The sequence below is a fragment of the Sphingobium terrigena genome, assembly GCF_003591655.1.
Taxonomy (GTDB): Bacteria; Pseudomonadota; Alphaproteobacteria; order Sphingomonadales; family Sphingomonadaceae; genus Sphingobium; species Sphingobium terrigena.
Window position 1 is genome coordinate 1 of record NZ_QVRA01000006.1, and the last position, 24,431, is coordinate 24,431.

Genomic DNA, 24,431 nt, shown 5'->3' on the forward strand with positions numbered 1-24,431 from the left:
GATCTCAACTTCACGCAGCTTGCCGATAATCTCTTCCGGCTTGTGTTTCTTGCTCGGCATTCGTCATCCCTTTCGTGGTCCAGACTATCACAGTCTCTGGGCCACTCAGCGGGGGGCAGATCACTCCAGCCAATCCGGCTTGCCCGCCTCGTCATCCAACCATGAAACGATTTGCGCTACCACGTCGCCGCCGTGGGCTTCGATGGTGCCGGGCTGATGAAAATGCGAACGGTAGCCGGTGCTGCTGATCGACAGCGGCGCGCCTCGCGGTTCCACGCTGCGGATTTCCAGATGATCGATCACGCCCCAGCGCAACGGTGTATAGGTCGCCTCGATCCCGATGCCCTGCCACGCGAAACGGTAGGTTTGCGGTTCCATGTCAGCACCCCGCGAACACATGCACAGCATCCCATGCGGTCTGCACGGTGAAAAGATCGCCGCTGATCTCGGCGTCGCGGGCCATGGCCTGATAGTCGATGTAGTAGCGCAGCGATTGCGGGATGGCGGTGGTTTCCTCCGTCAACTCCTGCACATAATCGGCAAGGCTGGCGTAGGTGCCAATGTGGCGGTCCTTCAACGCCTGGCGGGCTTCCTCAAGGTCGCCGTCGCAATGGTCGAGCAGCGCTGCGCCCAGCACACCATGCTCGGCGATGAAACTGGCCAATGCGGCAACCCTATCTAGGCCAGCATATTCGGCGACACGAACCCCGCCGAACCCTTCATAGTCATGGATGGCCCATTCCTCGGCCCCGGCGATGGGCGATGCGGCTAGGATCGTTGCCACCTCATCCCATAGCGCCCATGCCTCCTGCGCGGCGTCGATCCACGCCCCATGCAAGATGCCATTGTTATACGCAGCAAGGCAGGCGACATAGATACGAGGTTGTTCGGTCTGGCTGGCGGTGATGGTTGCTCCCATGTTTTCCTCCGTTTGGCTTGGGTTTCAGGTCCGATCTGAAACCCTGCCTTCCGGCGAGGACGGGTGTGCAAACGGAGGGGCGGTTTTGCGGGGAACCGGCTGCACGAAACATAGTGGAGGAAGCTGGGCGAAAACCGATCCGAAGTGCGCCGAGGGCTGGCCCTAAGCCGCGTTAGTGATCGCAACCGAAGGCGGAAACGCATAGCGGTTCCGGGAGCGTCAGCGAGTAGAGCGCGGGCCGAAGGCAACGTTACGTCTTGCTAACACCCGGCATAATGATGGAGGTGCTGGTCAAGGTACTAACTGCATGAATAAGAACAAAAACCTGATAGGTTTGCGTGAATGCCTCAGCGACGCATTCGTGGGTGTCACCGTTTCGATCTTTCAGTGAGATTGTCCGCTTGCCAGACATCTTTCGCCTATTAACTGGCACCATCGCACCGATGGGATGATCAGGCGTAAAAACCAGCGGCCAATTGATTTCGCCGAATATCTCGATAAAACGTGGCGATGAGCAATGCCGCCGAAGGGACGCTTGGAATCCGTCACCGGGGATGAGCTTGGGGGGATTAAGTACGACAACGGTGCAGGCCCGCCAGTTATGCGAAACGTACCGGCGCACCGACGAATAAATGGATGCACCATATTTGCCGCTGAGTTTGACCGGCACCAAAATGCTAAAGTCTTTTTCCTCCGCCTCGTTCGTGAATCCATCGAGTTGGAAAACCACTTCTGACGCAAAGACGTTTGCTTCGCGATCAAAAAGATCGGCTGTTGCCGGTTCGATGGTTTGGTCACAATCTTCAACCACCGCATAGAGATCGCGCTGCCACGCCATGAAAGCGTGACCTGTTTCGTGCAGCCTCACAAATGTCTGCTTTACGATATGCAGCGTGCGATCGATGAAAACTAGCCTCGCCTTCGCATCGAACAGGCCTATCACCTTGCTGAGCGCCGATTTTAGCGCGCCGCTGGCCTGCCTACGAAGTTTGAGAATAAAGCTTTCGTTGAGAACATCCTCCTTCACTTCCCGGACATTCGCAGCGGCCATGATGTCATCAATCGGTGTCGGAAAACGACCAAGCGCGCCTGCCAATGACAGCGCGCGCTCGGCTTCGGATCTTACCTTTGCATACTGAGCCGGTGTCAGGCGGCTATCATCTGGCTTGATCAAGATTTTGCTTTCTGTCGGACGAATGAAAGATATTGAAGTAACTCTTTTTCTTCATCCAGAGTAAGATTTTCAATAGAGAAAGTTGCCGCCCGCCCATGTTTTGCTGCATTGGAGCTTCTGGCATTCGGAGAAATATAACCAGCCCGTTCCATCAACTTCGCATAAGGCACTTTATAAACGCTGGCTAATGAATGCAGAACGTTAGGAGATGGCTTAGCTATATGTCCGTTTTCTAACTGACTTAAGTAAGCATTAGACACGTCCTTTCCTGTGGCATCCTCGACTTCTCGAAGGGTTAAGCCTGTCCCTGATCTGAGGCTCTTGAGATAAATTCCCAACGCCTCGCCTTTTCGCCCCACATCAATTTCATCGCTCATCGGTCCTCCTAGCTATGGGTTGAAGGCGGTATTCGCCGCAGAAAATCATAGACTTTTTGCTAAAAACGTCAAGCGCGCTAAATTACGCTTGACGAACTTAGCACGCTGCGTATTCTAAGCGAGTAGGCAGTAGCACCTGCAATAACTCACCAGCGTATGGAGATCATGATGGATAAAGAAGAAGTGGTGGATACCTCGACTGATGAGGTGACCGAGGCGATCCGCGAAGAAATCTTGGACGAAATTGCGGACTTAGAGGATTACGCCCGTCGTGGCGAAGCGCCGCCCCATTGCAGGGGATACAAGATCAAGGTGAATGGCGACCCGTTCGTCGTCCATGATCGCGACATCACCGGGCGCGAGGTTCTCGAACTTGCCGGTTTGACGCCGCCGAAAGACTACACGCTGCGCGTGAAGGTTGCTGGGCAGCGTCCACGAAAAGTCGATCTCGACGAGAAGGTCGATCTACGCCAAGCTGGTATCGAGAAATTCAAGGCGCTGCCGCGCGATCAGACCGAGGGCTAAGGGCTATGCGTCGGCAGTTCGATTTGTTGCCCGAAGATGAGCAACTCCTCAACGATTACGGCCTGCCTTGGGAAACAGTCGTGGATGGATCCCAATGGGTTCTCATCCACGACTTCCCCACGCATGAAGGCTATAATCACAAGACCGTCATCGCGGCCATCCGATTGGAAACGGGCTATCCCAACACGCCGTTAGATATGGTCTATTTTCATCCGGCGTTAGCCCGCACTGACGGCCGCCGTATTGGGGCAACACAAGTCGTGCAGCAAGTCGCGGGCATTTCTTACCAGCGGTGGTCGCGCCACCGCACGGCGCAGAATCCCTGGAGGCCCACTATTGACAGCCTTGGAACACACATCGTGCTGATCGAGGACTGGTTGCAGCGGGAGTTTGAGAAATGAAGCCGTCGATCACATTGAGCATGACAGACGATCAGCATCGCCGCCTGAACACTCATCTGTTTCCCGGCGACGGAAAAGAAGCGGTTGCTGTCCTTCTTTGCGCTCATCGGCGCGGTAATCGGCGGCATCGCCTGTTGGTGCGATACATCAACGAAATTCCGCACGCGCAATGTGAGCGAACAGCGGTGAGCGTGACGTGGCAAACGGATGTCATCGAAGATAGTCTCGCCCGTGCGGAGGCTGAAGGGCTGAGCTTCATCAAGATCCATAGCCATCCCAACGGCTATCCGGCATTTTCCGCAATAGACGACCAGAGCGACGGCTTGCTGTTACCTATGGTTCGCGACTCAACCGAAATTGGTGCCCCTCACGGGAGTGCTGTCATGCTGCCCTCTGGTGAGGTATTCGGGCGTGTCCTGACCCCAGATGGGTTGATACCCATTGAATGCATCAATGTCGTCGGCGATGATTTGCGTTTTTGGTATCCGGCAGGCGGCGATAAATCCGTTCCGAGCTTCGCCGCGTCGCACGCGCAGATTTTTGACGACGGCACTATTGAACGGCTGCGCCGCTTGTCGGTTGCCGTGGTCGGCTGTTCGGGAACCGGTAGCCCTGTCATCGAGCAACTTTTCCGTTTGGGTGTAGGCGAAATTGTGTTGGTTGATGACGACCATATCGAAGATCGTAACGTTAACCGCATTCTCAATTCAACAATGGATGATGCAGCGAAGAAACGCCCAAAACCTGATGTGATTGGCGATGCTATCGATCGCGCTGGACTTGGCACGCGGGTTATCCGCGTTACCGGCAATCTCTGGTCGCCTCACGTCGTCCGCGAGGTTGCGCAATGCGATGTCGTGTTCGGATGCATGGATACCATCGACGGGCGTTACCTGTTGAACACGCTCGCGACTTTCTACCTTCAACCCTATTTTGACATTGGCGTGCGTCTTGATGCGGTACGCGAAGGGGCGAACAAGGGCAAGATACGGGAAGTGTGCGGCACGATTCACTATTTGCTGCCCGGAAAGTCGAGCCTTATGATGCGTGGCCTTTTCACGATGAAGCAGGTCGCGGATGCTGGATTACGTCGCACCGATCCGGCTGCCCATGCGCAGCAAACGAAGGACGGCTACATTGCAGGGGTCCAAGGCCACCGCCCTGCCGTCATCAGCGTGAACATGTATGCGGCATCGCTTGCAGTGAACGAATTACTTGCCAGGCTCCATCCTTTCAGAGAGGAATCGAATGGTGAATATGGAGCGGTCACGTTTAGCTTGGCGAGCATGGAACTGATGTACGAGCGCCATAACGAACCGTGTGAAATGCTTGGACCGCACGTCGGCAAGGGCGATATGCGTCCCTTGCTGCGGCTCATCGAACTCTCTGAGAAGCAAAAACCATGAAGTGGTTTCAGACAGCCTGGCACTGGCTCCTCCGACTTTTTGTCGGACGGAAAGCAAAGCCATATCGAACAGTCATCGTCAATGAGGCGCTTCCGGCACAACTCGTTGCCAACACACTTTACGTCGTCGAAGACGATGGCTTTCTAGAACAGGCGGCGATGCTCTGTCCGTGCGGGTGCAAGCGTATATTGCATATGAATCTTCTGCCGGATGATCGGCCGTGCTGGCAACTCACGCAACATCCAGATGGAACGGCAACACTCCATCCCTCAGTATGGCGAAAAAAGGATTGCGGTTCCCATTTTTGGTTCCGGCGGGGCCAAGTCATCTGGTGCGAATGACGATCCCTGCGACTCCAATAGTAATGTAAACCCCATAATTCGAGATGCAGTCTCGAATTATGGGGTTTTGTCTTCTCTTGTAATGTGACTGGAAAATCCATTTCCGTCCACAAGCGACGCCATGGTGATACGATTGCCTACCCATGTCACAAGATCGCGCCCGTTCTCATCGGTAAATCCGTCCCAAGCGGTATCGTCGCCTTCATTGAGGTTGAATAGGCGGGAGCCGTTGAAATTGGCAGCGAACATATCGGTGCTGCCGCCTTTGGCTTCGCGTGATTGGAACAGGAATCGCGACGTGAGTGGATCAGGGCCAGACCATACCGGCTTCGCAGTGGCGGGATTGAGCCATACGTCGTCGGGATAGCGTATGCCCTTGCGGATCATCAGGCAATAAGGCGTGCGGTAGCGCGGTCGACGGTGGACATAGGCAACAGCGACCATGGCGACGACGCAGCCAAGGCCATTGCCCATCTCGCCAGCGGAGCGCGCGCGCAATGATCCGTCGCGGTTGACGAATGCGGCAATGCCGCCAACACCCAGCAGCGCCTCGCACTCGAATTGCTCAGGTTCATCGCCACAATCATCATTGTGGTAGGGCTGGTCGGTGCAGGCATAAAGACGGACCACGGCATCGCGGCGCTTGACGCCATGCACGACGATGCGGCGGGGAAAGTAGATTTGGTGCTCTGATGCCAACGCTTCCAAGCCATCCTGGTTGGCAGGAAAGAAGTCCGTCAACGACCGCCGCTCACCATGGGCATCGGTCATCAATTCGGCGGAAGGCAGCCAGAACAGGCTCTTGCCCGGTGCGGCAATTTTCTGCACGCCTTCGCCATAATGCACTTCGTCAAACCGCCAGTCGGGATCGACCGGCAGGGCGTCGATATCGCGGTAGGTCAGCACGGCGAAGTCGGCGGTGGGATCGCTGTAGATCACGGGCGCGACCAGCGCGGAACGGCTCTCCGGCAGGGGTGTTTTCTCGTCGCGCCGATAGCGGCAGCGCGTTACCACATCGCGCAGTTCGGCAATCTCAGCCTTGAACTGCTCCGGGTCGTTCCCAAATAGCAGCCGCTCGATGGTGGCGATGTCGCTCGGTATCCGCTCACCCTTCAACCACATGCGTACAATGCGCGCGGTCAGGCCGCAGGCACGGCCAAATGTCTCTGGCGTCCATTGCGGACGGGTGCGTTTGTCGCCGGGCGGCGGCACAGGCGGATGATCGAAATGGCGCTGGAGCAGTACACCTAATTCCAGGCCCGGTGTTGGTTTGGGTTGCTTTGCCATGGTTCCCCCGTTCCGCCGCAGCATCGGATGAACGGCGGTGCAAGGCAAGCCAACCTGATTGCAGCAGTGCCGCCACATCTCACGAAATTATAGTCCCTCCAACGCCGCCATGTTTGTCCCCTGATTGCGCGGGCGCATGGCGCGTGACCTTTAGGTATAGCAATGAGCAAAATCGGACATTTTGAAATAGCCGTGTTGATGAAGGTCAACGAACTGGCCCAGCGCCACGGTCTCGAGCTCTGGGAGTTTGATGCCGAGTACGACACCGAAACCGGCGAGCTGTCCTTCCCGTCCACGCCCGGCGGCGCTGATCGCTATGAGCGGTTTCGCAAGATGAAAGACGCCTTGGGCTGTGGCGAGGGCGGCAAGCTGCAACTCGACAGTGACGCAGCTCTGCTGGAGGCGCTGGACACGGCGCTCAGCACCGCGCCGCGCCCACGCCTACGGTAGCTGTTCCATCGGTGGTCTAGGCTGTTCCATGCCGTTCCTGTTTATGGGCAACAGGTCAACGGCAAGGAGAACGGCCCCCAGATAAGCAACAAGCATCTGACGATCGAGGCGATGCCTCACCAGCGGCAACGCCGCCCAATCCTATCATTCGAGCATCATTTTCACCGGCGCAATTTGCCGAGCGGGCAACTGCGTCCTGCGATCAGGAGAATACATCATGTTCATGCCCAAATGCCCCGAATGCGGCGGTGCCGCCAAGTCCATCGAACCCGATGGCATCGACGCGCTCAATAATGGCGTCGGCGGCGCGCTACGGTTCGAGAATATGCGCCACCACGCGCATCCGCACATGCAGCTTGCCCATCTGAGCATCAAGCTGGGCCGCGAAATCTACAAGCGCATACCGGGCGGCGGCCTCAAGCAATGCACCAAATGCGGCCACGAATTCCGCTGACCCCACCTATCAGGAGAAAACCCATGACTGTAGGATGTCCTCGTTGCGGCAGCACGGACTGCGCGTCCAACGCCTTTCCGAACATGCCCATCGCCACAATTGCCAACGGCGTCATTGCTGAACGCCAGCCCAACTGGCTGAAAGACCTGCTAAGCCGACTGACGTTATGGGCTGGAATAAGCGCAGCCAATTGGCTGCGCCCACCCTGCAAATGCAATCATTGCGGCTTCACCTACGGATGAGCCGCGATTGGTTTGCGGAAGCCTTCGGTGCGACTGTCGATGATGTGAGAGCCAAGCTCATTGATGAAGGCTGGTTCTCACGTCGGTCGCCCGAACCGTGGAGCCGGGGCGATCTGGGTTGGTCGCGCGACGACCAGCCCAGATCCTCCACACCTGATGATCCCACCATGGAACGCGGCATCGACCGCTAGAAGGAGGCAGTCATGGCCATGCGCGCCGGTGACCTCGATACCCCTTTGTTCAATCTCGATAGCGATAGCGCCTACACTGTCCGCGACGCCTGCCAAGGCACGTTGATCCTCGGCGGCGTCGGCAGCGGCAAGACTTCGGGCAGCGGTGCGACCATGGCCGCCGCTTTCCTCAAGGCGGGCATGGGCGGGCTGGTGCTGTGCGCCAAGCCCGAAGAAGCCGAGCTTTGGCGCGGCTATTGTGCCAAGTTTGACCGTAGCGGCTCGCTCATCGAATGCGACGGCACCAATATCCATCTCAACATGATGGCCTATGAGCTGGCCCGACAGGGCGGCGATGGCCTGAACTCGGTGGTGGAACTGCTAATGCGCGTGCTGGAAATCGCGCGCAACGCTAGCCCGTCGCCGGGCCGGGCGGGCGAACACTTCTGGGACGACACGCTCCGCCAGATATTGCGCAACTCTATTCCTATCCTGTTCGCGGCAACCGGCACGGTCAGAATCTCTGACCTGCTGCGTTTCGTGCGTAGTGCGCCCTCTAGCCCCAGCGAGATGGCCGATCCTGAATGGCAAAAGCAGAGCTATTTCTTCCATGTGTTCCTGTTGGCAGCAGAACGGCTGCGCACCGGGCCGATCGTTGGATTTGACGATCAGGCCGGAGAGCGCGCCACCAGCTATTGGCAAAATGACTATGCGAAGCTGGACCCCAAGACCCGCGCCTCCGTGCAGCTTTCACTGACGACAGCGCTTGACCGGTTCAATCACGGTTGGCTGGAACAGATGTTCTGCACGACTACGGATATCGTGCCGGAACTCTGCGCGCACGGCGTCATCCTGTTGCTCAATATGCCCGCCCTCACGAAGAATGAGGACGGCATCATTGCTCAGCAGATTGTCAAATATCTGTGGCAGCGGGCGATGCTGGCGCGCAATGCGCTGGAGCCGCCGCACCGGCAACGCCCTACCTTCCTGTGGGCGGATGAGGCGCAGTATTTCGTCAACAGCTATGATGCGGAGTTCCTCTCAACCTGCCGGGGATCGCGCATCTGCACCGTATTTTTGTCGCAGAGCTTGCCGACCTTCTATGCGAAAATCGGCGGCGAGAATGCCCATGACCGCACCCATCATTTGCTGGGTAATTTCGGCACCAAGGTATTCCACAATCCTGGTGGATGCAGCGAGACGGCGGATTGGGCAGCTCGGATCATCGGCAAGGGTATCCAATGGCGACGCAATGAAAGTCGCTCGCAAGGCACCAGTAGCCAGTTCGGGTTCAACATGGGTGAAAATAGCAGCTGGGGCACAAACAGCAGCAGCGGTGGCAGCAGCAGCCATAATAGCGGCGCAGGCGGCAGCAGCCATGGCGGTGGCAGTAACTGGAGCAGCGGGTCGTCGCGCGGTGGTGGCGACCAATGGGGGCGCAACCGCAGCAACGGCAGCAACCGTGGCCAGAGCTGGGGCGGCAGCGAAGTCAGCGACTGGCTTATCGAACCAGGCCAGTTCAGCCGGATGCTCAAAACCGGTGGCCCGCCCAATGGCAATATCGTCTCCGCCGTCTGGTATCAGGCCGGGCGCATCTTTCCGGCCAGTGGCGGCAACGCCCTTCTGTTGGAATTCCGTCAATGAAACAGCCATCCCTCAAAACCCGCATCATCGGCTCGCCGCCAGTCGTGCTGCCCACGGTCGGGTTCTTCCTGTGGTCGGGCTACATGCTCCTGACGCAGGGCGATGAGATGTGGCCCATGGCGATCACGGCAACGCTGCTCGTCACATGGGTCATGCGCGCTCATGAACAGCGCGACGCCTACCTGACATGGAAGCGCGCATGGAATGCCATGGCGGGGCAAACGCCACAACAGCGCAAGATCGCGAAGCCGATCACTGGCATTGTCGGCATCATCATGGTGTCGCTTTACCTTGTTGCCACCCTCGACCGGACGGACACGCAGACAGCCCTTGGCCTGTCAGTCGTGGGCATAATCGGCGCTTGCGCCATCTTCGCCGGTCGCAGCCTGTGGCGACGGCTGCGGAGACGTCGCGCCGCCAAGGCAGCGTTCGTGACGGTCTGCATACGCAGCCCGCTGTTGCCGGTGCCAACCCTGCAACAGGCTTACGCCGCCCTCCCAGCCCATTGCTGGGTCGTGCTGGGCGGACGCTGATATGGCCGCCCGCATCATGGTCGCCCATGGGGCAATCGGCTTCCGCAGGAACCATGGTGGCGTCGCCGCCATGCAACCGTCGATTGCCCTTTGCGGGTGGTTTGGTCGCTGTCCAGCCACCCGCAAGGCGACCGTCGCCACCGCCCCCATGCGCGCTGGAAACAGTCAGTTTCCACGGCATTTTAGGAAATCGTTAACCACCTTTTCCCCCATAATATCCTGCAAAAGGCCTCCCGCAGGGGTGCACGTTGTTCGCAACTTTAGCGGGCAACGTATCTGTGCACACTTAGGCCTTTTTACTGACTTCGGGGAACGGGGAGAGATGACGACGGGGGACAGGTAGATGGCGATCTTCTCCATGCGGATGCAGGTCATCAAGCGCAGCGCCGGGCGCAGTTCGGTCGCCGCCGCCGCCTACCGGGCGGGCGAGAAGCTGCACGATGAACGGCAGGACCTGATCCACGACTACCGCAACCGTGGCGGGGTCGAGCATAGCGAAATCCTCCTGCCTAAGGATGCCCCGGCATGGGTACAGGGCATCGACCGGCAGACCTTATGGAACGCGGTCGAATTCGGGGAAAAACGCAAGGACAGCCAAACTGCCCGCGAACTGCGCCTAACCCTGCCAAGGGAAATTCCGGCCGACCAGCGCGTCACGTTGGTGCGGGATTACGTCCTACGCAACTTCGTGTCCAAGGGCATGATTGCCGATGTCGCCTGGCACAACAAGGTCGCCAGCGACGGGCTGGAACAACCCCATGCCCATGTGATGCTCACTATGCGACCGGCAGTCGAGCCGGGCGGCTGGGGCCAGAAGGTGCGCCACGATTGGGTGCCATGTCCGCAGGGGCGCACCCATGACGACGGCAGGCCGGTCATGGTCGAGAGCAATGCCCAAAGCTGGAACTCGGCGGAATATTACGAGCGCTGCCGGGAGGACTGGGAGAACACGGCCAACGTCGCGCTGGCGCGGGTCGGGTCGGATCAGCGTATCGACCGGCGCAGTCTGTTGGAGCGCGGGCTGGCCCGGATGCCGGAGCCAGCTCTACGGCTGGCCTATTACCTTAAGGATTTGCGTGGGTCGCTGAAAGAGCGGTTCGGCCAGTTCCAGATGGCCAAACATTATCAAGCGGTAGAGAGACGCGCGAAAGCCGCATTCTCGCGGCTGGAGGAAGCGCCGACGCGGGCGGGTGACGCCGCCCGCAACTTCCAGCGCTTCTATGACTGGTTCGACCGGCAACTGGATCGCCTTGCCCCGACCCGCAACGGGCCGGAGCGCGAGCCGCCGCGAAACACCACCTTCGACATGGAGCGCTGACTATGACCGAGAACACCCCTTGGGAGCCAGACCGCCGGTTGGGCGGCAACTGGCGGTCACTATTCGACCAGCCGCGTAGCAACGGACCAACACCGCCCGGTGAGCCAGCGTCGATGCCGCAGATGTTGGATGACGGGCCGACGGGCGACGAGGCCCAGATCGATCCCAAACTATATCACCCGTGGATATTGCAGCGGGGCCGCTCTCGGCCATCCACAATGCTCGGTTTGCGCTGGTACGAAGCCAAGGCCGGTTTCTGGTCTGGCTGCGGGATGCCCTATTTCATGTTGCAAGCGGTGGAATATACTGGCGACCGGATGGTCAGCCTTGATTTCGGAACGCGGCAATTTGTGATCGAAGGGTGCGGTCTCGACGTGCTGGCGCGGCGGATCAAGGAAGGCAGCGCGCTGGCCGTGGTGGAATATGCGCCAGCAGTGTGGCCGCAGCGCCCGGAGAGGCCGATAGTCACGGCCATACGGCGGATGAACTCACGGGATATCCCCGGCTGATTATTTAGTTGCAAATGAAGAAATGAATTTGTAATATTATTCGCAGTGCAGCAAAAAACATCGCAGTGTGCCTTTTCCCTCATTGAACTCTCGATTGTTCTGGTCATCCTTGGTCTACTGACAGGTGGCATTCTGGCGGGACAGAGCCTTATTCGTGCAAGTGAACTGAGGAGCTTGAATACTGATTTAAACAAATACTTAGCAGCGACATTAGTCTTCAGAGATAAATATTTTGCGATTCCGGGCGACATGGCAAACGCGACTTCCTTCTGGGGAAGCCTTGGCAGCAACGGTGCCGATTCGGGTTGCCAGCTTTTAGCAGCAACCGCTGGTACGGCGACATGCAACGGCAATGGTAACGGTAGTCTTTTCCCCGCCTCCAATGTCGGTCCTTTAACAACATCCAGCCATGCAGAGATGGTAAGGTTCTGGCAGCATCTCGCCAATGCAGGACTGATCGAGGGACAATATACGGGCTACATCGCAGGCACTGCAAATACCGATAGGTTGCCGGGAGTTAATGTTCCTGCAGGAAAAATACCCAGCACCTACTTTTATGCCGAAATCGGATTTGGCGCAGTCTGCTGTGATGCAAGCAGTACCTACAGTGCGGGCAGCACGACACGATATGCTGGCGACTACGGTAGAGGTGAGTTTTGGTTCAATACGCTCTCAGCATCATGGACGGCGTCGGGTAGTTTTGCATTAAAACCGGAAGAACTATGGAATGTTGACACCAAAATGGATGATGGGAATCCGGCATATGGCAGGATTATTGCGATAAAAGGTAATGGAACAAATACGTTTTGTACTACTTCTGCTGGCATTTCACCTCCGGGAGACGCGAACTCATCTTACAAATTAGACAATTCTGCCAGAGACTGCGCCTTCTATTATACTAAGGCGTTCTGATCAATTTAATCCTGGACAATGCGTTCAAATAGAGCGCGATCTTTACCTTAATAGACACATCGGCTTTCACGCCTAACTCTGCAGACTCACCACATCCGCCTAGCCAGCGCTCGTTCCTCGTCGTCCCTGACCAAAGTATAGACGCGGGTGGAATTGGGGTTGGCGTGGCCCAGCAGTCGCCCCACCAACGATTCCGGCAGACCAGAACCGATGCCGTGGCAACCGAACCCATGCCGAAATCCCTTGGGCGTGGCTTGGGGGCCTTCGATCCCGGCGCGATCCATCAGTTTGCGGATGCGCCGCCAAGCGGTTTGCCTGCACCAGGGGAATAACGGGTCATCCGGCCCCAAACCCAGCGAGGCGGCGAAGGCCGTCAACTCGCGTAGGAACGGGCGTGGCACGCGGACGGCACGAAAAACCGTGTGTCGGCGTTTCAGGGTACGGAAGATGATGCGGCCGGTTTCAGGATCGAGCCGCCGGAGCGTGATCTGCAATCCCTCGCTGCACCGGCAGCCGGTATAATAAAGCAGGTGGCAAAACATCCGCGTTTGCCGACCATCCTTGGTTGATAAGGCGAGTAAGCATCGGGACTCGCTTTGCGTCAAATATTTCCGCTGTCCGTGGCCGTCGAACAGCGACCCTTCGTTATACGTAGTCTGCCTTCTCTCCTGCACTGCCCACTCCCGCAACATTATGGGCAATAGGGTTGCGCGAATAAATTTTCGATCGTGCTCCAGTACGCGCTATGATTAGCATGTGGGACACACGAGGGGGCTGCGAAGCCCGCGTGACGCGCTCTGAAAAATTATTACTCTTTGGTCGAGTAGGGAGTTCCTAGGCGAATGGGGGTAGTACGCGAAAAGTCGAAGTGGAATGGCGCGAAGCATTGGCCAATTCTCAACAATGCCCCCCGTTCGCTATTTTCGCGGTCTTCATAAGTGGAGAGACCACTGGAAAACTCTTCAACATTGATCTTTCTAAAATCATCAGAAGAAAATCCATCAAATTTATATAAATCCGAATAAAAATCGATATTACAGATATTCAAAGCTAATGATTTGTTAGCATATATATATAATAATGACTGATCAATATCACTCAAAGAAATACGATTACCTTTTGATGTAGTACTAATTTGCATGTGGAAATTAATATCTTTTGCATATCTTGAATGCAATATGAATCCAGAATCGCGCTTTATTACGTGATATTCATATTTGTTATAACATTCCGGATCTAAGTAGTATGGATTATCGGGCGTCATGTACAATTCTGCAGTTCTTAGCCAGAAAGAGCCACCTTGAGATAAATCTGAGGGTGGAGTTTCTTCGATCATTGAAAACTGATGGCCCACCAAATTACCTTTGGGGGTTTCATACAATAATCGAGCGTATAGTCTGATAGGTCTAACACTTGAAAGTGAGCAATCTTCTTTTATCTTTATTGATATTTTAAGCGATTTAATGGGAAGGCTGTATTCATGAAGGAATTGAATTCTCTTCAGGAGTCGGTGGGTCTCGCCAAAGCCGTCAGCGATGACGTCGTTGATTCTTTCACCCCACTTAGAAAAAAAGGCTGCTTGTTCGGCATCGGAAAGCGCGATTCCAAGATATTGAAATCGTATGGCGAGGCCATCCGGGCTATCCAGTGCCAGTCGCAATCTCTCACGGTCGAATATCTCACATACGTGAAAGCCGCTGGCATGCGCCGCTGAGATTGACCGCTCCCGCTCCATTCGCGTCAAGTTCACGTTCGTAAAAAAAACAAATACACTCGCACTCTTGAGAGACGCGGCGCGTTGTATATCATCAAGTAGCTTTTTTTTGATTTTTCTCTTGTCCTGCGCGTTGTCAGTTGCCTGGTTGAGAAAACCAACTGCACCTATAGCAGATTGACTCCCTTCGAACGTCGCAACAATGTCGGTACCTCCATCTGGACCGCCACGCGGATGCTGAGGCGTAACACTACGAAACCGCCCATCTATCGAAAGAATCGCTGCACACAATTGTTCACGGTGAAGTTGATTCGCGTCGAGAAAGCCTTTGAGCTTTTCATCTGTTTCGTATGGCATTTGACATTCGCCTTTCGACCATGGCGAACTTTGTGAGCCTCTAAGAATGGTTGCAAGGGGTTTGTTTATGTGTTCACAACCAAGAAGATCGGAGATTTAAAGGTAAGTAGCTGATTATAAAGGAATCAGGGCGCAACAAAATTGCCCATAATGTTGCAAACGGGCAAAATCCGAGTCTCTGGAGGGTCGGATCATGCGCGTTTGGGTCGGGGTCGTTGGCATCGCTTTTCTGGGCTTAGGTGGGGCCGCTCCCGCAAACCCTGGCAAGCTGGAAATCGACAGGGATATTTTGCTTCGTGATCTTTCGCGTGGTGAAGTCACCGAGCGGCGAATGGCCTGTGCCGCCGGCCAAGCGCCCGCTATGCGTGCGAGGATCAAATCGGTGGGGTGGGACACGCTTTCCGCAGGTCAATGGTGTGTGACGGTACTGACGCGCGCTGGACGCGATGGCACGCTGCGCTATGTGGCCTTGCGGGATGGGAAGGCAACGCCTGCCATCGCGTTCGATGCCGGATTTGTCACCGGCTACATAAAGCGCGAGGCGTTGCCAGCCGATGCGCCTGCCATGATCACATTGCTGCCGATCGCCGACCGGTGCCTGGATCAAAAAGAAGCCGACAAGGATTTATGCGGGGCGGTTGGGCATATGTTAGGTGCCCGTGCGGCTAGCGGAGAACTGATCCCTATAGGTTAGGGGTGCGCTACTCCAGGGGCAGGGGCGGATGCGTTTTGCAATGTCACCCCATGGGCGGGAGCGGCGTCGGCTACCTTACCCGCATCGGTGACGCCAGAAGCGCGAAGTTTCGCGACGACATCGGCCATTGCAGTCGAGTTTGTAGGCGATGCTAACCGGCTCTCGACAACATGCTCCGTGGATGCTGCTGCATTATCAATGCCTCGTTCCACCTTCGCTTTTATGGAATCCAATTCCCTGTCAGTGAAGGACGCACGATCCTGCTGTACAAAGGCTTTCACGGCATCCATCGGATTATCGGGATGCGCGGCCAGCAGGACGTCGATTTCGGCGTCTGATTTGCCCTTGGAGCGCATGATAGCGCGCAGATCGTCGCGCATGTTCTCATCGAATTTCGATACGTCCTTGCCGTCGCGAATCATCCCGGCGCGCAGAGCGGCGGTGCTGGCGGCGAGTTCGTCCACGCGACGCATTAGCGCGGGATCGGCGCTGCCGCCATGCACGGCCAGGTCCACGGCCTGCCCATAGGCCGCGCCGCTGGCTTTGAGCGCGCCTTCCGGCCCGCCCTCGGCGATCCCGGCATCATGCTGTTTGCGGCGATCTTCCTCGCGCTGGCGGTAGCCATCGCGATCGGCGTCGCTCTCGAATTGCAGCAGGCCGTCATACTGGCGCAGGTCGCGCATGAAGGCGGTTGCCTGCGATTGCGCCCGGCTGGCCAGTGCCGCGCCTTCGCCGTCCGCGCCGTGGGCGGCGGTGCGGGCTTCCTGCACGGCGCTCTGGCTTTGCGCAACGGCGGCGACAATCTCGTTGCGCAGGGCGGCAAGCGCGGTCGGGCTGGCCGTGCCGATCTGTTGGCGCAACTGCGTGATGTTGTGGAGTTGGGTTTGCGCGGTGACGGCGTCGCCGCCGCTGCGCATCAACGCGGCAATGGCCGTTTCCAGATCGAATTGCGCGACCACCAATTGCCCGACCATGGCAAGGCGCTCGCTAGCGAGCGGGTCATCCGAAGGCGGATGACCCGGCCCTGAAACTGTGATCTGGGCGTCTATAGTTTACCTGTATAGTGCTTCGCGTGTGCGTGAACCTGCCCACAGGATACACGCGAAACCGCTAAAAATTGGTTAATATATCCCTAACGGCCCAAGGCGCATGCCCTGGGCCGTTATCGCCGCTATTCGGGATTGCCCGCCAAGCGGCGGCGGGCGGTGTTGGCATGGGCGGTGTCCAGTTCGATACCAATGCCATGGCGGCCAAGGCTGCGCGCGGCCTCCAGTGTTGTGCCGGACCCGCAAAACGGATCGAGGACGGTGCCACCCATCGGACATAGACTGCCGATCAGCGGCAGCATGGCTTCGACCGGTTTCTGGGTGGGGTGCAGCACGTTGCCGGTATAGGGGAACGGAATGACATCCGGCACCGGCTGGCTGGGATGGACCGGACGGCCCTTGGTCAGCAGGTAGGCGCATTCGTGCTGGGCGCGCAGATGCCCGACATGCGACGCATAGCGTTTGGTGAAAACGATATGGCCCACGGGCCGGAAACCTGCCGCGCGCCACGCAGCGAGGAACAGGTCGGCATTCGCCCAGCCATAGAAGCTCACGCAGTAGCTGTTCGGTGTGAGCAACCGATACATCTGCGCGAAGGCTGGGACCAGCCAATCGGCATTGTTGTCGTTGGCGATCGTGCGCCCGGTTCGGTCGCGGTAGCGGCACAGATAGGGCGGATCGGTGAGGATGAAATCCACCGACGCATCGGGCATCGCCCGCATGACTGCGACGCAATCGCCGGTGATGATGCGATGGCGGGGAATCTCCCCGCCATCGGTACGTTGGGGATGCTGGCTCATTGCTGGCCTCCCTCGATGCGCTCTGTGATCGCGCGCATGACAATCCGGCCGGTGAGTGGCAGGGCGTCGTACTGGAGCGAAAAGCCCTCGCCGTCGCGGTTGGGCCACGCGGCCCCGATGGACGTCCAGTTGGCACTCTTGCCTTTGCCGGTGACGAGGAAAAGACGATGGGTCGGTTTGGCGGGGGTGGTGGATTGGTTGGTCATGGTTGGCTCCTTGGTTGTGCCCCCGGCCTACCCGGTGGCTTCGTGGGAGCCGTTCGCGGCAGGCCATCGAGCCGTCCGGTCAAGGTCGCGCCAGCGCCCGACAGGGGCGAACCTGCACAACCCCGGGCTTGATCCGGGGGCGGAAGGGAGCGCCTTGACCGGCGGCGGGACTGCCGCATCGCTCCTCCACAAGAAGCCCTCCGATAGGTTGGTGGTACGGCCATGGGGCGCGTGGCCTGCTGCCGCCTCCGCCAATCCGCATGGCGTACTGCGTCATTAAGGCTGGGCAGGATCGTCATGGTTGCCTCCGGCCATGCCCCTTCGTGAAAGGCGTGGGATGCGGGCGGTATCGCCGACCGCGCACCCCGGAAAAGGCTCCTCGCTTCCTGCGTGCAGCAGCGGCCCGCTGGCGCGGCTGGCGGCCTGTGTCCGTGGCGCTGGTCCGGTCGGCGGTTCTGCCCTCGTCCACGCGCAATCCCGCGCGGGGCGCAACCGGGGAGGAACCCATGACGACCACCATCATCCTGCTTACCATCAACAGCATCGCCCAACTGATGGCGGCAGTGGCGCAGTTGGTGACGGCGCTGGACCGGAGGCGATGAAGCCCCGGCGTAGCTATAGCAGGATTGCTTCGTTAGGAATCCGCGTAGGCAAGTGGAGATGCGGCTAGTTCTGCCGCCATGTGAAGCAAGTTGATTGACGATCCGGCTTTGCAGGCCAGATAGAGTTCCGTCCCGTGGCCATAGATGCTGGGACTGTCGATCTGCGCATATTCAAACTCATGCTTGGCGCACCATTCCGCCATCTCGCTTTTTCGGCGATCTGCACGCCCCGGATATGGCTCCGTGGAAAGCACAAATTTCTTGTTGGCAGGATGATACCAGCGCTGATCGTGATCGGCGATGGGTGGCCGGTTGTCATAATCGCTTCGCGGATAGCAACGATTCGAGCGTGACGGGCGTAGTCCGGTGATTTCCATAAATTGCAGGGCGCGCGCCGCTCTACGGAGGCGGCGCTGGGCATATTCCGGATTATCTTCCAGATAGCTGCCAATGTGAAGATTGATCGTTCCTTCGTCAGCCACATCGCAGCCGCCGAAATAGCCACGCAGGTAATGCGGCTTGAGCAACTGCGTTGCTGGCTGAGCAAGTGAAACGGTCAGCACTTCTGTACCGCTTTCGCCTGTTTTAGAGTTCCGCCACCATTGCCGCAACAAAACGGAAAATGAAGGGACGATAGGGTCGGACTGATTTGCAGCCTTGTGGACTGCGTCCTTGAAGTTGGCGAAGCCTCTTTTGGCGGCGACCAGGTCAAGAGCGATGTGCAACTTGCACCCTTGCTCACGGGCGAGCTGCTTGGCTCGCCGCTTCATATTGTCGAATGAAAGATTCTGCGATGCCATGTCCGTGCTCCTACGGCATCGGGATAACGTCGCCTGCTACCGTTGGCCCATGCCGTCAAAGTACGGGATGGTCGATCAACATAACGGTGTCGGTTACGACTTTGCTACAGCAGGCGGAAGGCCACCGTCTTTGGCCTTCGACGCATATGCCATGATCTGAATCTATCGGCAAGTGAGTGAATGTTATCTGGCGATGGCTGCGTCCCGTCCGGGTCGCTTATGGCCACCATGCCTGCGGTATCTTCGGCATTTCGTGCAGCGGAAAAGCAAGCCGTGTGGTTGCCGATTTTCCGCTGGATGCATGACCTCGCCCCTGTGCAGGGGGCTATGAGGATCATGCAAGAATTGGATGGTGCGGGCGGTCGGAATCGAACCGACACTCCTTGCGGAACTGGATTTTGAATCCAGCGCGTCTACCAGTTTCACCACGCCCGCGACGGGAGAAGCCTATAGCGGTTGCTTCGCAAGGTGCAACAAGAATGACGCCGGAAATCCGTGAAAATGGGGAGCAATCACTTCGCTTTACGACGCCCAGTTTGCTTAGGCTTTGCTCGCCGGACGTTGATGGCTGCGGCGTCGATGTTGTTTTTCAGGTGCCGTCCGTAGAACTTTTCGATCATCTCCACACTGGTCCGGCAATTTTTTGCGACCTGATAAATGTCGGCGTTTTCCAAGAGGCGAAGGCAGATATAGGTGTGGCGCAGGCTGTAGCAGGTGCGGATATGGCCATCCCGGTCGAACTTGAGGTTCAACTCGTCCAGCACCGTATTCATCAATTCGCGGGGAGTCTTCCCGAAAATCCGTTCGGTCGGCTTCAACTGCTTGCGCTTTCGCACCCGCTCGAACGGTAACACGGCACCGGGCATGGATTTGCAATAGCCCACCCCGCGCTTGCCGCGCACCTCTATCTCAAGAATGCGCTCACCGGTGGCTTCGTCTTTCACGACGGTCACGTCCCGCAGTTCCAGCCGGGCAGACTCATCGGGACGGAGGCCGGTATTGCCCATGAACAGCACGTAGTCGTGGAATGTCTCGCAGACTTCGCGCCAACGCTCCTTGGGCGGATTCTTCGCCCGCTCCCGCGTTGCCTCATAGAGCATCTTATACTCGTCCGGCGAAAACCACGCGCGATGCTCGACCTTGCCCGAACTTTTATAGGGGGCAGACATATCCGGCAACGCGGTGATCCATCCCTTGCGATTCGCCGTCTTTAGCACCTGCCGCAGCGTGACGATCTCGCCATGAAGCGTGGCGCGCGCGGGCCGCTTGGGCTTCCCTGTTTTTGGATCAAGGCGAGAGGTCTGCCGATGGACCCGGTATTCTTGCACCAGCCCCGCCGTGATTTCGGATACCGGACGGTCGGCAAAGAATGGCAGAAGATGTACCCGGATATGATCCGACTTCTGCGCGACGTAATCGACGTTGCGTTCGCCCTGCGTGATGATTTCATATTCAGCAAGGAACGCCTCGGTCGCCTGACGGAATGTCGGCGTAGATGGCGTTCGCGTTCGCCGCCTTACAGGCGGCGCGTCGGTGCCGACGACAGGTTGCTGGACAGGCCTGTCCAGCAATAGGGATTCTCCGCCGCGCCTGCGGCGTCGTTCTTCGACATAGCGTTCCAGATACCAGTCATGGGCAAACTGCTTGGCCAGTACCAAGCTTTCTTCCTTGGTCGTTTGCCGATGATTGCGGCTGCCCATGTAGGTGGAGCATTGCCAAAAGCGGCTGCCTTCACGTCGATAAACATGAAGCTTTCCATCCATTAAACTGTGCGTTTCCACGGGCATGTCCCACCTCCAAAGTGTGTAAGACATGTGTAAGGATAACTGGCGCGGCTAACTTTGTCAAAGTCATTGAATTAATTGCTATTTTTGCTTTGTTTTTCAGCACTAACCCGATTTTGAGTCCGGCGCGTCTACCAGTTTCACCACGCCCGCACGGCCTGGGTGCCGCCAAATGACAAAATCCTTGCCCCCCGTCCAGCCGAAAATCAGTCCGGGCGATAATCAGCGGCCATCCAACCCCGCCCGCCCGATTTTCGCTGCACCACAGCAGAGCCGTTGCAGCATCGCTGCCGGAACGATAGCCTCCTTGCGCTATCATCCGCGTGCGCTATAAGGGCGTCATCGTGCAGATATAGATATGTTCAACGGAAAAGGACCATCCTTTGACCGAATCGTCTGCTACGTTCCTGTTATTCGGCGCCACCGGTGATCTTGCGCGGCGCATGATCTTCCCATCGCTCTACAATCTCCTGTCCGACGGGCTGCTGCCCGACGACTTTCTGATTGTCGCCTCCGGCCGGTCGGAGATGGACGATGATGCCTTCCGCGATGATGTCGACGCGGCGTTGCATCAATTTCTCAGCCCCGACCGCTACGACCCGCAAGTTGCCGCCACCTTCCGCACGATCATCTGTTATCAGCCTGTCGAGGCGGGCAACGCCGCCCAGTTCGCGGCGCTCGCAGACCGGATCGACGGGCGGCTGGAACGCGGCCTGTCCGTCTATCTCTCCACCCCCCCGTCCCTGTTTGCACCGACCGCGCAAGGTCTGGCGGATGCTGGCCTCATCACGCCCAAAACCCGGATCGCCATGGAAAAGCCGATCGGCAAGGATCTCGCTTCCTCCAAACAGGTCAATGACGGCATCGGTGCGCTGTTCGCCGAGGATCAGATTTTCCGCGTCGACCATTATCTGGGCAAGGAAACCGTCCAGAACCTGCTGGCGCTGCGCTTTGGCAATCTGATGTTCGAGCCGTTGTGGAACGCCACCGGAATCGACCATGTCCAGATCACGGTGGGCGAAACCGTGGGCCTCGAAGGCCGCGTCTCTTATTATGACGGCGTCGGCGCGCTGCGCGACATGGTGCAGAACCATATGCTCCAGATCCTCTCGATCATCGCCATGGAACCCCCCGCCCGCATGGACCCGACATCGGTGCGCGATGAGAAGGTGAAGGCGCTGCGCTCGCTCCGCCCGATGACCGCCGAAACGGTCAAGACGCATAGCGTCCGCGGCCAATATACGCCGGGTGCAGTCGGCGGGCAGATCGTCACCGGCTATGCCGATGAACTGGGCCAGCCATCGACCACAGAAACCTTTGTCGCGATCAAGGCGCATATCGACAATTGGCGCTGGCAGGGCGTTCCGTTCTACCTGCGCACCGGCAAGCGGATGCCCGCCCGCCAGTCCGAAATCATGATCCAGTTCAAGCCGGTCCGCCACTCCATCTTCGGCCGCGACGGCCATGGATCGGGCCTTGAATCCAACACGCTCGTCATCCGCCTCCAGCCCGAAGAATATATCCGCCTGACCATCATGTCGAAGCGGCCGGGCCTGGAACGGCAGGTGCATCTGGAGGAGGTCGCGCTCGACGTCTCGCTCACCGCTGCCTTTGCCGGGCAGCGCCGCCGCATCGCCTATGAACGGCTGATCCTCGACCTGCTGGCAGGCGACGCCACCCTGTTCGTCCGCCGGGACGAGGTGGAGGCGCAATGGGCGTTTATCGACTCGATCATCGACGGGTGGAAAGAGGCGAACATGAAGCCCGCCCCCTATTCCTCCGGCAACTGGGGTCCATCCTCGGCCATTGCCCTTATCGAACGTGACGGAGCCAGCTGGCATGACTGACCTGCATCCCACCATCGCCAAGGTGACGGAGCGCATCGTCGCGCGCAGCGCCAAGAGCCGCCGCCACTATCTCGACCTTATCGAACGGGGCCGGGACGCAGGCACCAACCGTGATCAGCTGAGCTGCGGCAACCTCGCCCATGCCTTTGCCGCCAGTGGCGAGGATAAGCCGGTCATCCGCACCGGCGCGGCCATGAATATCGGCATCGTCACTGCCTATAACGACATGCTGTCCGCGCATCAGCCCTATGGCCGCTACCCAGAAGCGATCAAGCTGGCCGCCCGCGAAGTAGGTGCCACCGCCCAGGTAGCCGGCGGCGTCCCCGCCATGTGCGACGGCGTGACCCAGGGGCAGGCGGGCATGGATCTCTCGCTCTTCAGCCGCGACACGATCGCGCTCTCCACCGCCATCTCCCTGTCCCACGCCATGTTTGAAGGCGTCGCCCTGCTCGGCATCTGCGACAAGATCGTGCCCGGCCTGCTGATGGGCGCGCTGCGCTTTGGCCATCTGCCCACCATCCTGATCCCCGCCGGGCCGATGCCATCGGGCCTTGCCAACAAGGAAAAGGTCCGCATCCGCCAGCTTTATGCCGAGGGGAAAGTGGGCAAGGACGAGCTGCTCGAATCCGAAAGCGCCAGCTATCATGGCGCTGGCACCTGCACCTTCTACGGCACCGCCAACTCCAACCAGATGATGATGGAAGTGATGGGCCTCCACATGCCCGCCGCCGCCTTCGTCAACCCCGGCACGAAGCTGCGCCAGGAACTGACCCGCGCCGCCACCCACCGGCTGGCGTCGATAGGATGGGATGGCGACGATTACCGTCCACTCGGCCACTGCGTCGATGAAAAGGCGATCGTCAACGCCATCATCGGCCTCATGGCAACCGGCGGCTCCACCAATCACGCCATCCATCTGCCCGCCATCGCGCGGGCGGCGGGCATCCATATCGACTGGACCGATTTCGCCGAAATCTCCGATGCCGTGCCGCTGCTCGCCCGCGTCTATCCCAATGGCTCCGGCGACGTGAACCATTTTCACGCGGCTGGCGGCATGAGCTATATCATCCGCGAACTGCTCGACAGCGGCCTGCTCCACCGCGACATCATGACCGTCGCGCGCGGCGACCTCACCGATTATGGCAAGGAACCGGTGCTGGAAAATGACGCGCTGCAATGGCGCGACGTCCCCGCCTCACGCGACGACAATATGCTTCGCCCCGTCGCCAACCCGTTCAGCGCCGATGGCGGCATGAAGCTGCTCGCGGGCAATCTCGGCCGTTGCGTCATGAAGGTCAGCGCCGTCGATCCCGCCCTCTGGACGATCGAGGCACCGGCTGCCGTGTTCCACGATCAGGACGACGTCCTGCGCGCCTTCAAGGCGGGCGAACTGGAACGCGACGTCGTCGTCGTCGTCCGCTTCCAGGGACCAAAGGCCAACGGGATGCCCGAACTGCACAAGCTGACCCCCGCACTCGGCGTCCTCCAGGATCGCGGGTTCAAGGTCGCTTTGGTGACCGATGGCCGCATGTCCGGCGCATCCGGCAAAGTCCCCGCCGCCATCCACCTTTCGCCCGAAGCACTGGGCGGCGGCCCCATCGGCAAGCTGCGCGACGGCGATCTCGTCCGCGTCTGCGCCCGGAGCGGCACCATCGACGCGCTGGTCGATGCCGCAATCTGGGACGCCCGCGACATCCCCGCCGCCCCGCCCCCGCCCTATGATACCGGCCGCGAATTGTTTGCCCTGTTCCGCCATCATAGCGACCTGGCCGAACAGGGTGCCTCCCCCATCCTCGCCGCCATGGAAGCCGAGCTTTAACCCTAACCTCTATCATCCCCGCGAAAGCGGGGACCCATCTCCCGAGCTTGCGGTTTCAGCCGTTGGCGGAGACGACAATAAGAATATGTTTTGAGGCGCC

General features: G+C 58.5%; 29 protein-coding genes and 1 tRNA gene. 17 read left to right on the plus strand and 13 right to left on the minus strand.

Going from position 1 to position 24,431, the window contains the following annotated elements; genetic code table 11:
• Nucleotides 1-120 precede the first annotated feature (120 nt).
• The 4 genes from D0Z70_RS08190 to D0Z70_RS08205 all read right to left on the minus strand — a co-directional run bounded on the left by D0Z70_RS08190 (nt 121) and on the right by D0Z70_RS08205 (nt 2,470).
• The gene (locus D0Z70_RS08190; protein WP_182913895.1) at nt 121-378 is read right to left on the minus strand and encodes a hypothetical protein; all 258 of its coding nucleotides are present in this window, start codon (nt 376-378) and stop codon (nt 121-123) included.
• Between the two features lies 1 nt (nt 379).
• Nucleotides 380-919, minus strand: coding sequence for an antirestriction protein ArdA (locus tag D0Z70_RS08195; protein ID WP_119745229.1), 540 nt, complete (start codon nt 917-919; stop codon nt 380-382).
• 250 nt (nt 920-1,169) lie between these two features.
• A complete protein-coding gene (locus D0Z70_RS08200; RefSeq protein WP_119745231.1) occupies nt 1,170-2,093 on the minus strand; it encodes an ImmA/IrrE family metallo-endopeptidase in 924 nt (307 codons plus the stop codon).
• The gene (locus D0Z70_RS08205; protein ID WP_119745234.1) at nt 2,090-2,470 is read right to left on the minus strand and encodes a helix-turn-helix domain-containing protein; all 381 of its coding nucleotides are present in this window, start codon (nt 2,468-2,470) and stop codon (nt 2,090-2,092) included. The genes D0Z70_RS08200 and D0Z70_RS08205 overlap by 4 nt, the downstream gene beginning before the upstream one ends.
• A gap of 156 nt (nt 2,471-2,626) precedes the next feature.
• Between D0Z70_RS08205 and D0Z70_RS08210 the strand changes: the two genes are divergently transcribed.
• Genes D0Z70_RS08210 through D0Z70_RS25930 form a run of 4 tightly spaced genes read left to right on the plus strand, consistent with a single transcriptional unit; the run spans nt 2,627 to nt 5,143 of the window.
• Entirely contained in the window at nt 2,627-2,995 is a 369-nt protein-coding gene (locus tag D0Z70_RS08210; RefSeq protein WP_119745236.1) for a multiubiquitin domain-containing protein, read from the plus strand.
• A 5-nt stretch (nt 2,996-3,000) separates the two neighbouring features.
• Nucleotides 3,001-3,396 (plus strand): E2/UBC family protein, encoded by a 396-nt coding sequence (locus D0Z70_RS08215; protein WP_119745238.1) that lies wholly within the window; start codon nt 3,001-3,003, stop codon nt 3,394-3,396.
• Nucleotides 3,393-4,802 carry a ThiF family adenylyltransferase gene (locus D0Z70_RS08220; RefSeq protein WP_220475635.1) on the plus strand — a complete coding sequence of 470 codons (1,410 nt, stop codon included), beginning with the start codon at nt 3,393-3,395 and terminating at the stop codon, nt 4,800-4,802. Before D0Z70_RS08215 ends, D0Z70_RS08220 begins: the two co-directional genes overlap by 4 nt.
• Entirely contained in the window at nt 4,799-5,143 is a 345-nt protein-coding gene (locus D0Z70_RS25930) for a ubiquitination-like system serine protease family protein (protein WP_119745240.1), read from the plus strand. The genes D0Z70_RS08220 and D0Z70_RS25930 overlap by 4 nt, the downstream gene beginning before the upstream one ends.
• A 57-nt stretch (nt 5,144-5,200) precedes the next feature.
• Here D0Z70_RS25930 and D0Z70_RS08230 read toward each other — a convergent pair whose 3' ends face one another.
• On the minus strand, nt 5,201-6,430 hold the full coding sequence (locus tag D0Z70_RS08230; protein ID WP_119745242.1) for a hypothetical protein: 1,230 nt from the start codon (nt 6,428-6,430) through the stop codon (nt 5,201-5,203).
• A gap of 162 nt (nt 6,431-6,592) precedes the next feature.
• On the opposite strand from D0Z70_RS08230, the gene D0Z70_RS08235 reads away from it, so the two are divergent.
• The 8 genes from D0Z70_RS08235 to D0Z70_RS08270 all read left to right on the plus strand — a co-directional run bounded on the left by D0Z70_RS08235 (nt 6,593) and on the right by D0Z70_RS08270 (nt 12,662).
• The gene (locus D0Z70_RS08235; RefSeq protein WP_119745244.1) at nt 6,593-6,880 is read left to right on the plus strand and encodes a hypothetical protein; all 288 of its coding nucleotides are present in this window, start codon (nt 6,593-6,595) and stop codon (nt 6,878-6,880) included.
• A gap of 217 nt (nt 6,881-7,097) precedes the next feature.
• Nucleotides 7,098-7,334 carry a hypothetical protein gene (locus D0Z70_RS08240; RefSeq protein WP_119745246.1) on the plus strand — a complete coding sequence of 79 codons (237 nt, stop codon included), beginning with the start codon at nt 7,098-7,100 and terminating at the stop codon, nt 7,332-7,334.
• A gap of 238 nt (nt 7,335-7,572) precedes the next feature.
• Nucleotides 7,573-7,767, plus strand: coding sequence for a hypothetical protein (locus D0Z70_RS08245; RefSeq protein WP_119745248.1), 195 nt, complete (start codon nt 7,573-7,575; stop codon nt 7,765-7,767).
• Nucleotides 7,768-7,779: 12 nt separating this feature from the next.
• Nucleotides 7,780-9,390: a type IV secretory system conjugative DNA transfer family protein gene (locus D0Z70_RS08250; protein ID WP_119745250.1), complete on the plus strand. Its 1,611-nt coding sequence runs from the start codon at nt 7,780-7,782 to the stop codon at nt 9,388-9,390.
• Complete coding sequence (locus D0Z70_RS08255) at nt 9,387-9,923, plus strand: hypothetical protein (protein ID WP_119745252.1); 537 nt, start codon at nt 9,387-9,389, stop codon at nt 9,921-9,923. Before D0Z70_RS08250 ends, D0Z70_RS08255 begins: the two co-directional genes overlap by 4 nt.
• 343 nt (nt 9,924-10,266) lie before the next feature.
• Nucleotides 10,267-11,241: a MobQ family relaxase gene (gene mobQ / locus D0Z70_RS08260; RefSeq protein ID WP_119745254.1), complete on the plus strand. Its 975-nt coding sequence runs from the start codon at nt 10,267-10,269 to the stop codon at nt 11,239-11,241.
• A gap of 2 nt (nt 11,242-11,243) precedes the next feature.
• Nucleotides 11,244-11,750: a hypothetical protein gene (locus D0Z70_RS24590; RefSeq protein ID WP_147418752.1), complete on the plus strand. Its 507-nt coding sequence runs from the start codon at nt 11,244-11,246 to the stop codon at nt 11,748-11,750.
• Nucleotides 11,751-11,795: 45 nt separating this feature from the next.
• Nucleotides 11,796-12,662, plus strand: a complete 867-nt coding sequence (locus D0Z70_RS08270; protein WP_182913896.1) for a type II secretion system protein — start codon at nt 11,796-11,798, stop codon at nt 12,660-12,662.
• 86 nt (nt 12,663-12,748) lie between these two features.
• Here D0Z70_RS08270 and D0Z70_RS08275 read toward each other — a convergent pair whose 3' ends face one another.
• Nucleotides 12,749-13,354: a tyrosine-type recombinase/integrase gene (locus D0Z70_RS08275; protein WP_119745260.1), complete on the minus strand. Its 606-nt coding sequence runs from the start codon at nt 13,352-13,354 to the stop codon at nt 12,749-12,751.
• Between the two features lie 116 nt (nt 13,355-13,470).
• Nucleotides 13,471-14,733: a hypothetical protein gene (locus tag D0Z70_RS24595; RefSeq protein ID WP_147418753.1), complete on the minus strand. Its 1,263-nt coding sequence runs from the start codon at nt 14,731-14,733 to the stop codon at nt 13,471-13,473.
• A 193-nt stretch (nt 14,734-14,926) separates the two neighbouring features.
• Here D0Z70_RS24595 and D0Z70_RS24600 point away from each other — a divergent pair, with 193 nt between their 5' ends.
• Entirely contained in the window at nt 14,927-15,427 is a 501-nt protein-coding gene (locus D0Z70_RS24600) for a hypothetical protein (RefSeq protein WP_147418754.1), read from the plus strand.
• Here D0Z70_RS24600 and D0Z70_RS08290 read toward each other — a convergent pair.
• Complete coding sequence (locus D0Z70_RS08290; RefSeq protein ID WP_182913897.1) at nt 15,424-16,110, minus strand: hypothetical protein; 687 nt, start codon at nt 16,108-16,110, stop codon at nt 15,424-15,426. The genes D0Z70_RS24600 and D0Z70_RS08290 overlap by 4 nt on opposite strands.
• Here D0Z70_RS08290 and D0Z70_RS24885 point away from each other — a divergent pair.
• Nucleotides 16,075-16,455 carry a hypothetical protein gene (locus tag D0Z70_RS24885; RefSeq protein ID WP_182913898.1) on the plus strand — a complete coding sequence of 127 codons (381 nt, stop codon included), beginning with the start codon at nt 16,075-16,077 and terminating at the stop codon, nt 16,453-16,455. The genes D0Z70_RS08290 and D0Z70_RS24885 overlap by 36 nt on opposite strands.
• A 143-nt stretch (nt 16,456-16,598) precedes the next feature.
• On the opposite strand, the gene D0Z70_RS08295 is transcribed toward D0Z70_RS24885, so the two are convergent.
• Together D0Z70_RS08295 and D0Z70_RS08300 are read right to left on the minus strand one after the other, a co-directional pair.
• The gene (locus D0Z70_RS08295) at nt 16,599-17,273 is read right to left on the minus strand and encodes a DNA methyltransferase (protein WP_119745268.1); all 675 of its coding nucleotides are present in this window, start codon (nt 17,271-17,273) and stop codon (nt 16,599-16,601) included.
• On the minus strand, nt 17,270-17,479 hold the full coding sequence (locus D0Z70_RS08300) for a hypothetical protein (RefSeq protein ID WP_119745271.1): 210 nt from the start codon (nt 17,477-17,479) through the stop codon (nt 17,270-17,272). Before D0Z70_RS08300 ends, D0Z70_RS08295 begins: the two co-directional genes overlap by 4 nt.
• 323 nt (nt 17,480-17,802) lie before the next feature.
• On the opposite strand from D0Z70_RS08300, the gene D0Z70_RS08305 reads away from it, so the two are divergent.
• Nucleotides 17,803-18,081, plus strand: a complete 279-nt coding sequence (locus D0Z70_RS08305) for a hypothetical protein (protein WP_119745273.1) — start codon at nt 17,803-17,805, stop codon at nt 18,079-18,081.
• Nucleotides 18,082-18,113: 32 nt separating this feature from the next.
• Here the strand turns inward: D0Z70_RS08305 and D0Z70_RS24605 are convergent, their stop codons facing one another.
• The 3 genes from D0Z70_RS24605 to D0Z70_RS08320 form a co-directional block, all read right to left on the minus strand.
• Nucleotides 18,114-18,881, minus strand: coding sequence for a hypothetical protein (locus tag D0Z70_RS24605; protein ID WP_147418755.1), 768 nt, complete (start codon nt 18,879-18,881; stop codon nt 18,114-18,116).
• A 350-nt stretch (nt 18,882-19,231) separates the two neighbouring features.
• Nucleotides 19,232-19,316, minus strand: a tRNA-Leu gene (locus D0Z70_RS08315).
• 77 nt (nt 19,317-19,393) lie between these two features.
• Complete coding sequence (locus D0Z70_RS08320; protein WP_119745278.1) at nt 19,394-20,668, minus strand: site-specific integrase; 1,275 nt, start codon at nt 20,666-20,668, stop codon at nt 19,394-19,396.
• 380 nt (nt 20,669-21,048) lie between these two features.
• Between D0Z70_RS08320 and zwf the strand changes: the two genes are divergently transcribed.
• Together zwf and edd are read left to right on the plus strand one after the other, a co-directional pair.
• Nucleotides 21,049-22,512 carry a glucose-6-phosphate dehydrogenase gene (zwf, locus tag D0Z70_RS08325; protein ID WP_119745280.1) on the plus strand — a complete coding sequence of 488 codons (1,464 nt, stop codon included), beginning with the start codon at nt 21,049-21,051 and terminating at the stop codon, nt 22,510-22,512.
• Nucleotides 22,505-24,331, plus strand: coding sequence for a phosphogluconate dehydratase (gene edd, locus D0Z70_RS08330; protein WP_119745282.1), 1,827 nt, complete (start codon nt 22,505-22,507; stop codon nt 24,329-24,331). Before zwf ends, edd begins: the two co-directional genes overlap by 8 nt.
• Nucleotides 24,332-24,431 lie beyond the last annotated feature (100 nt).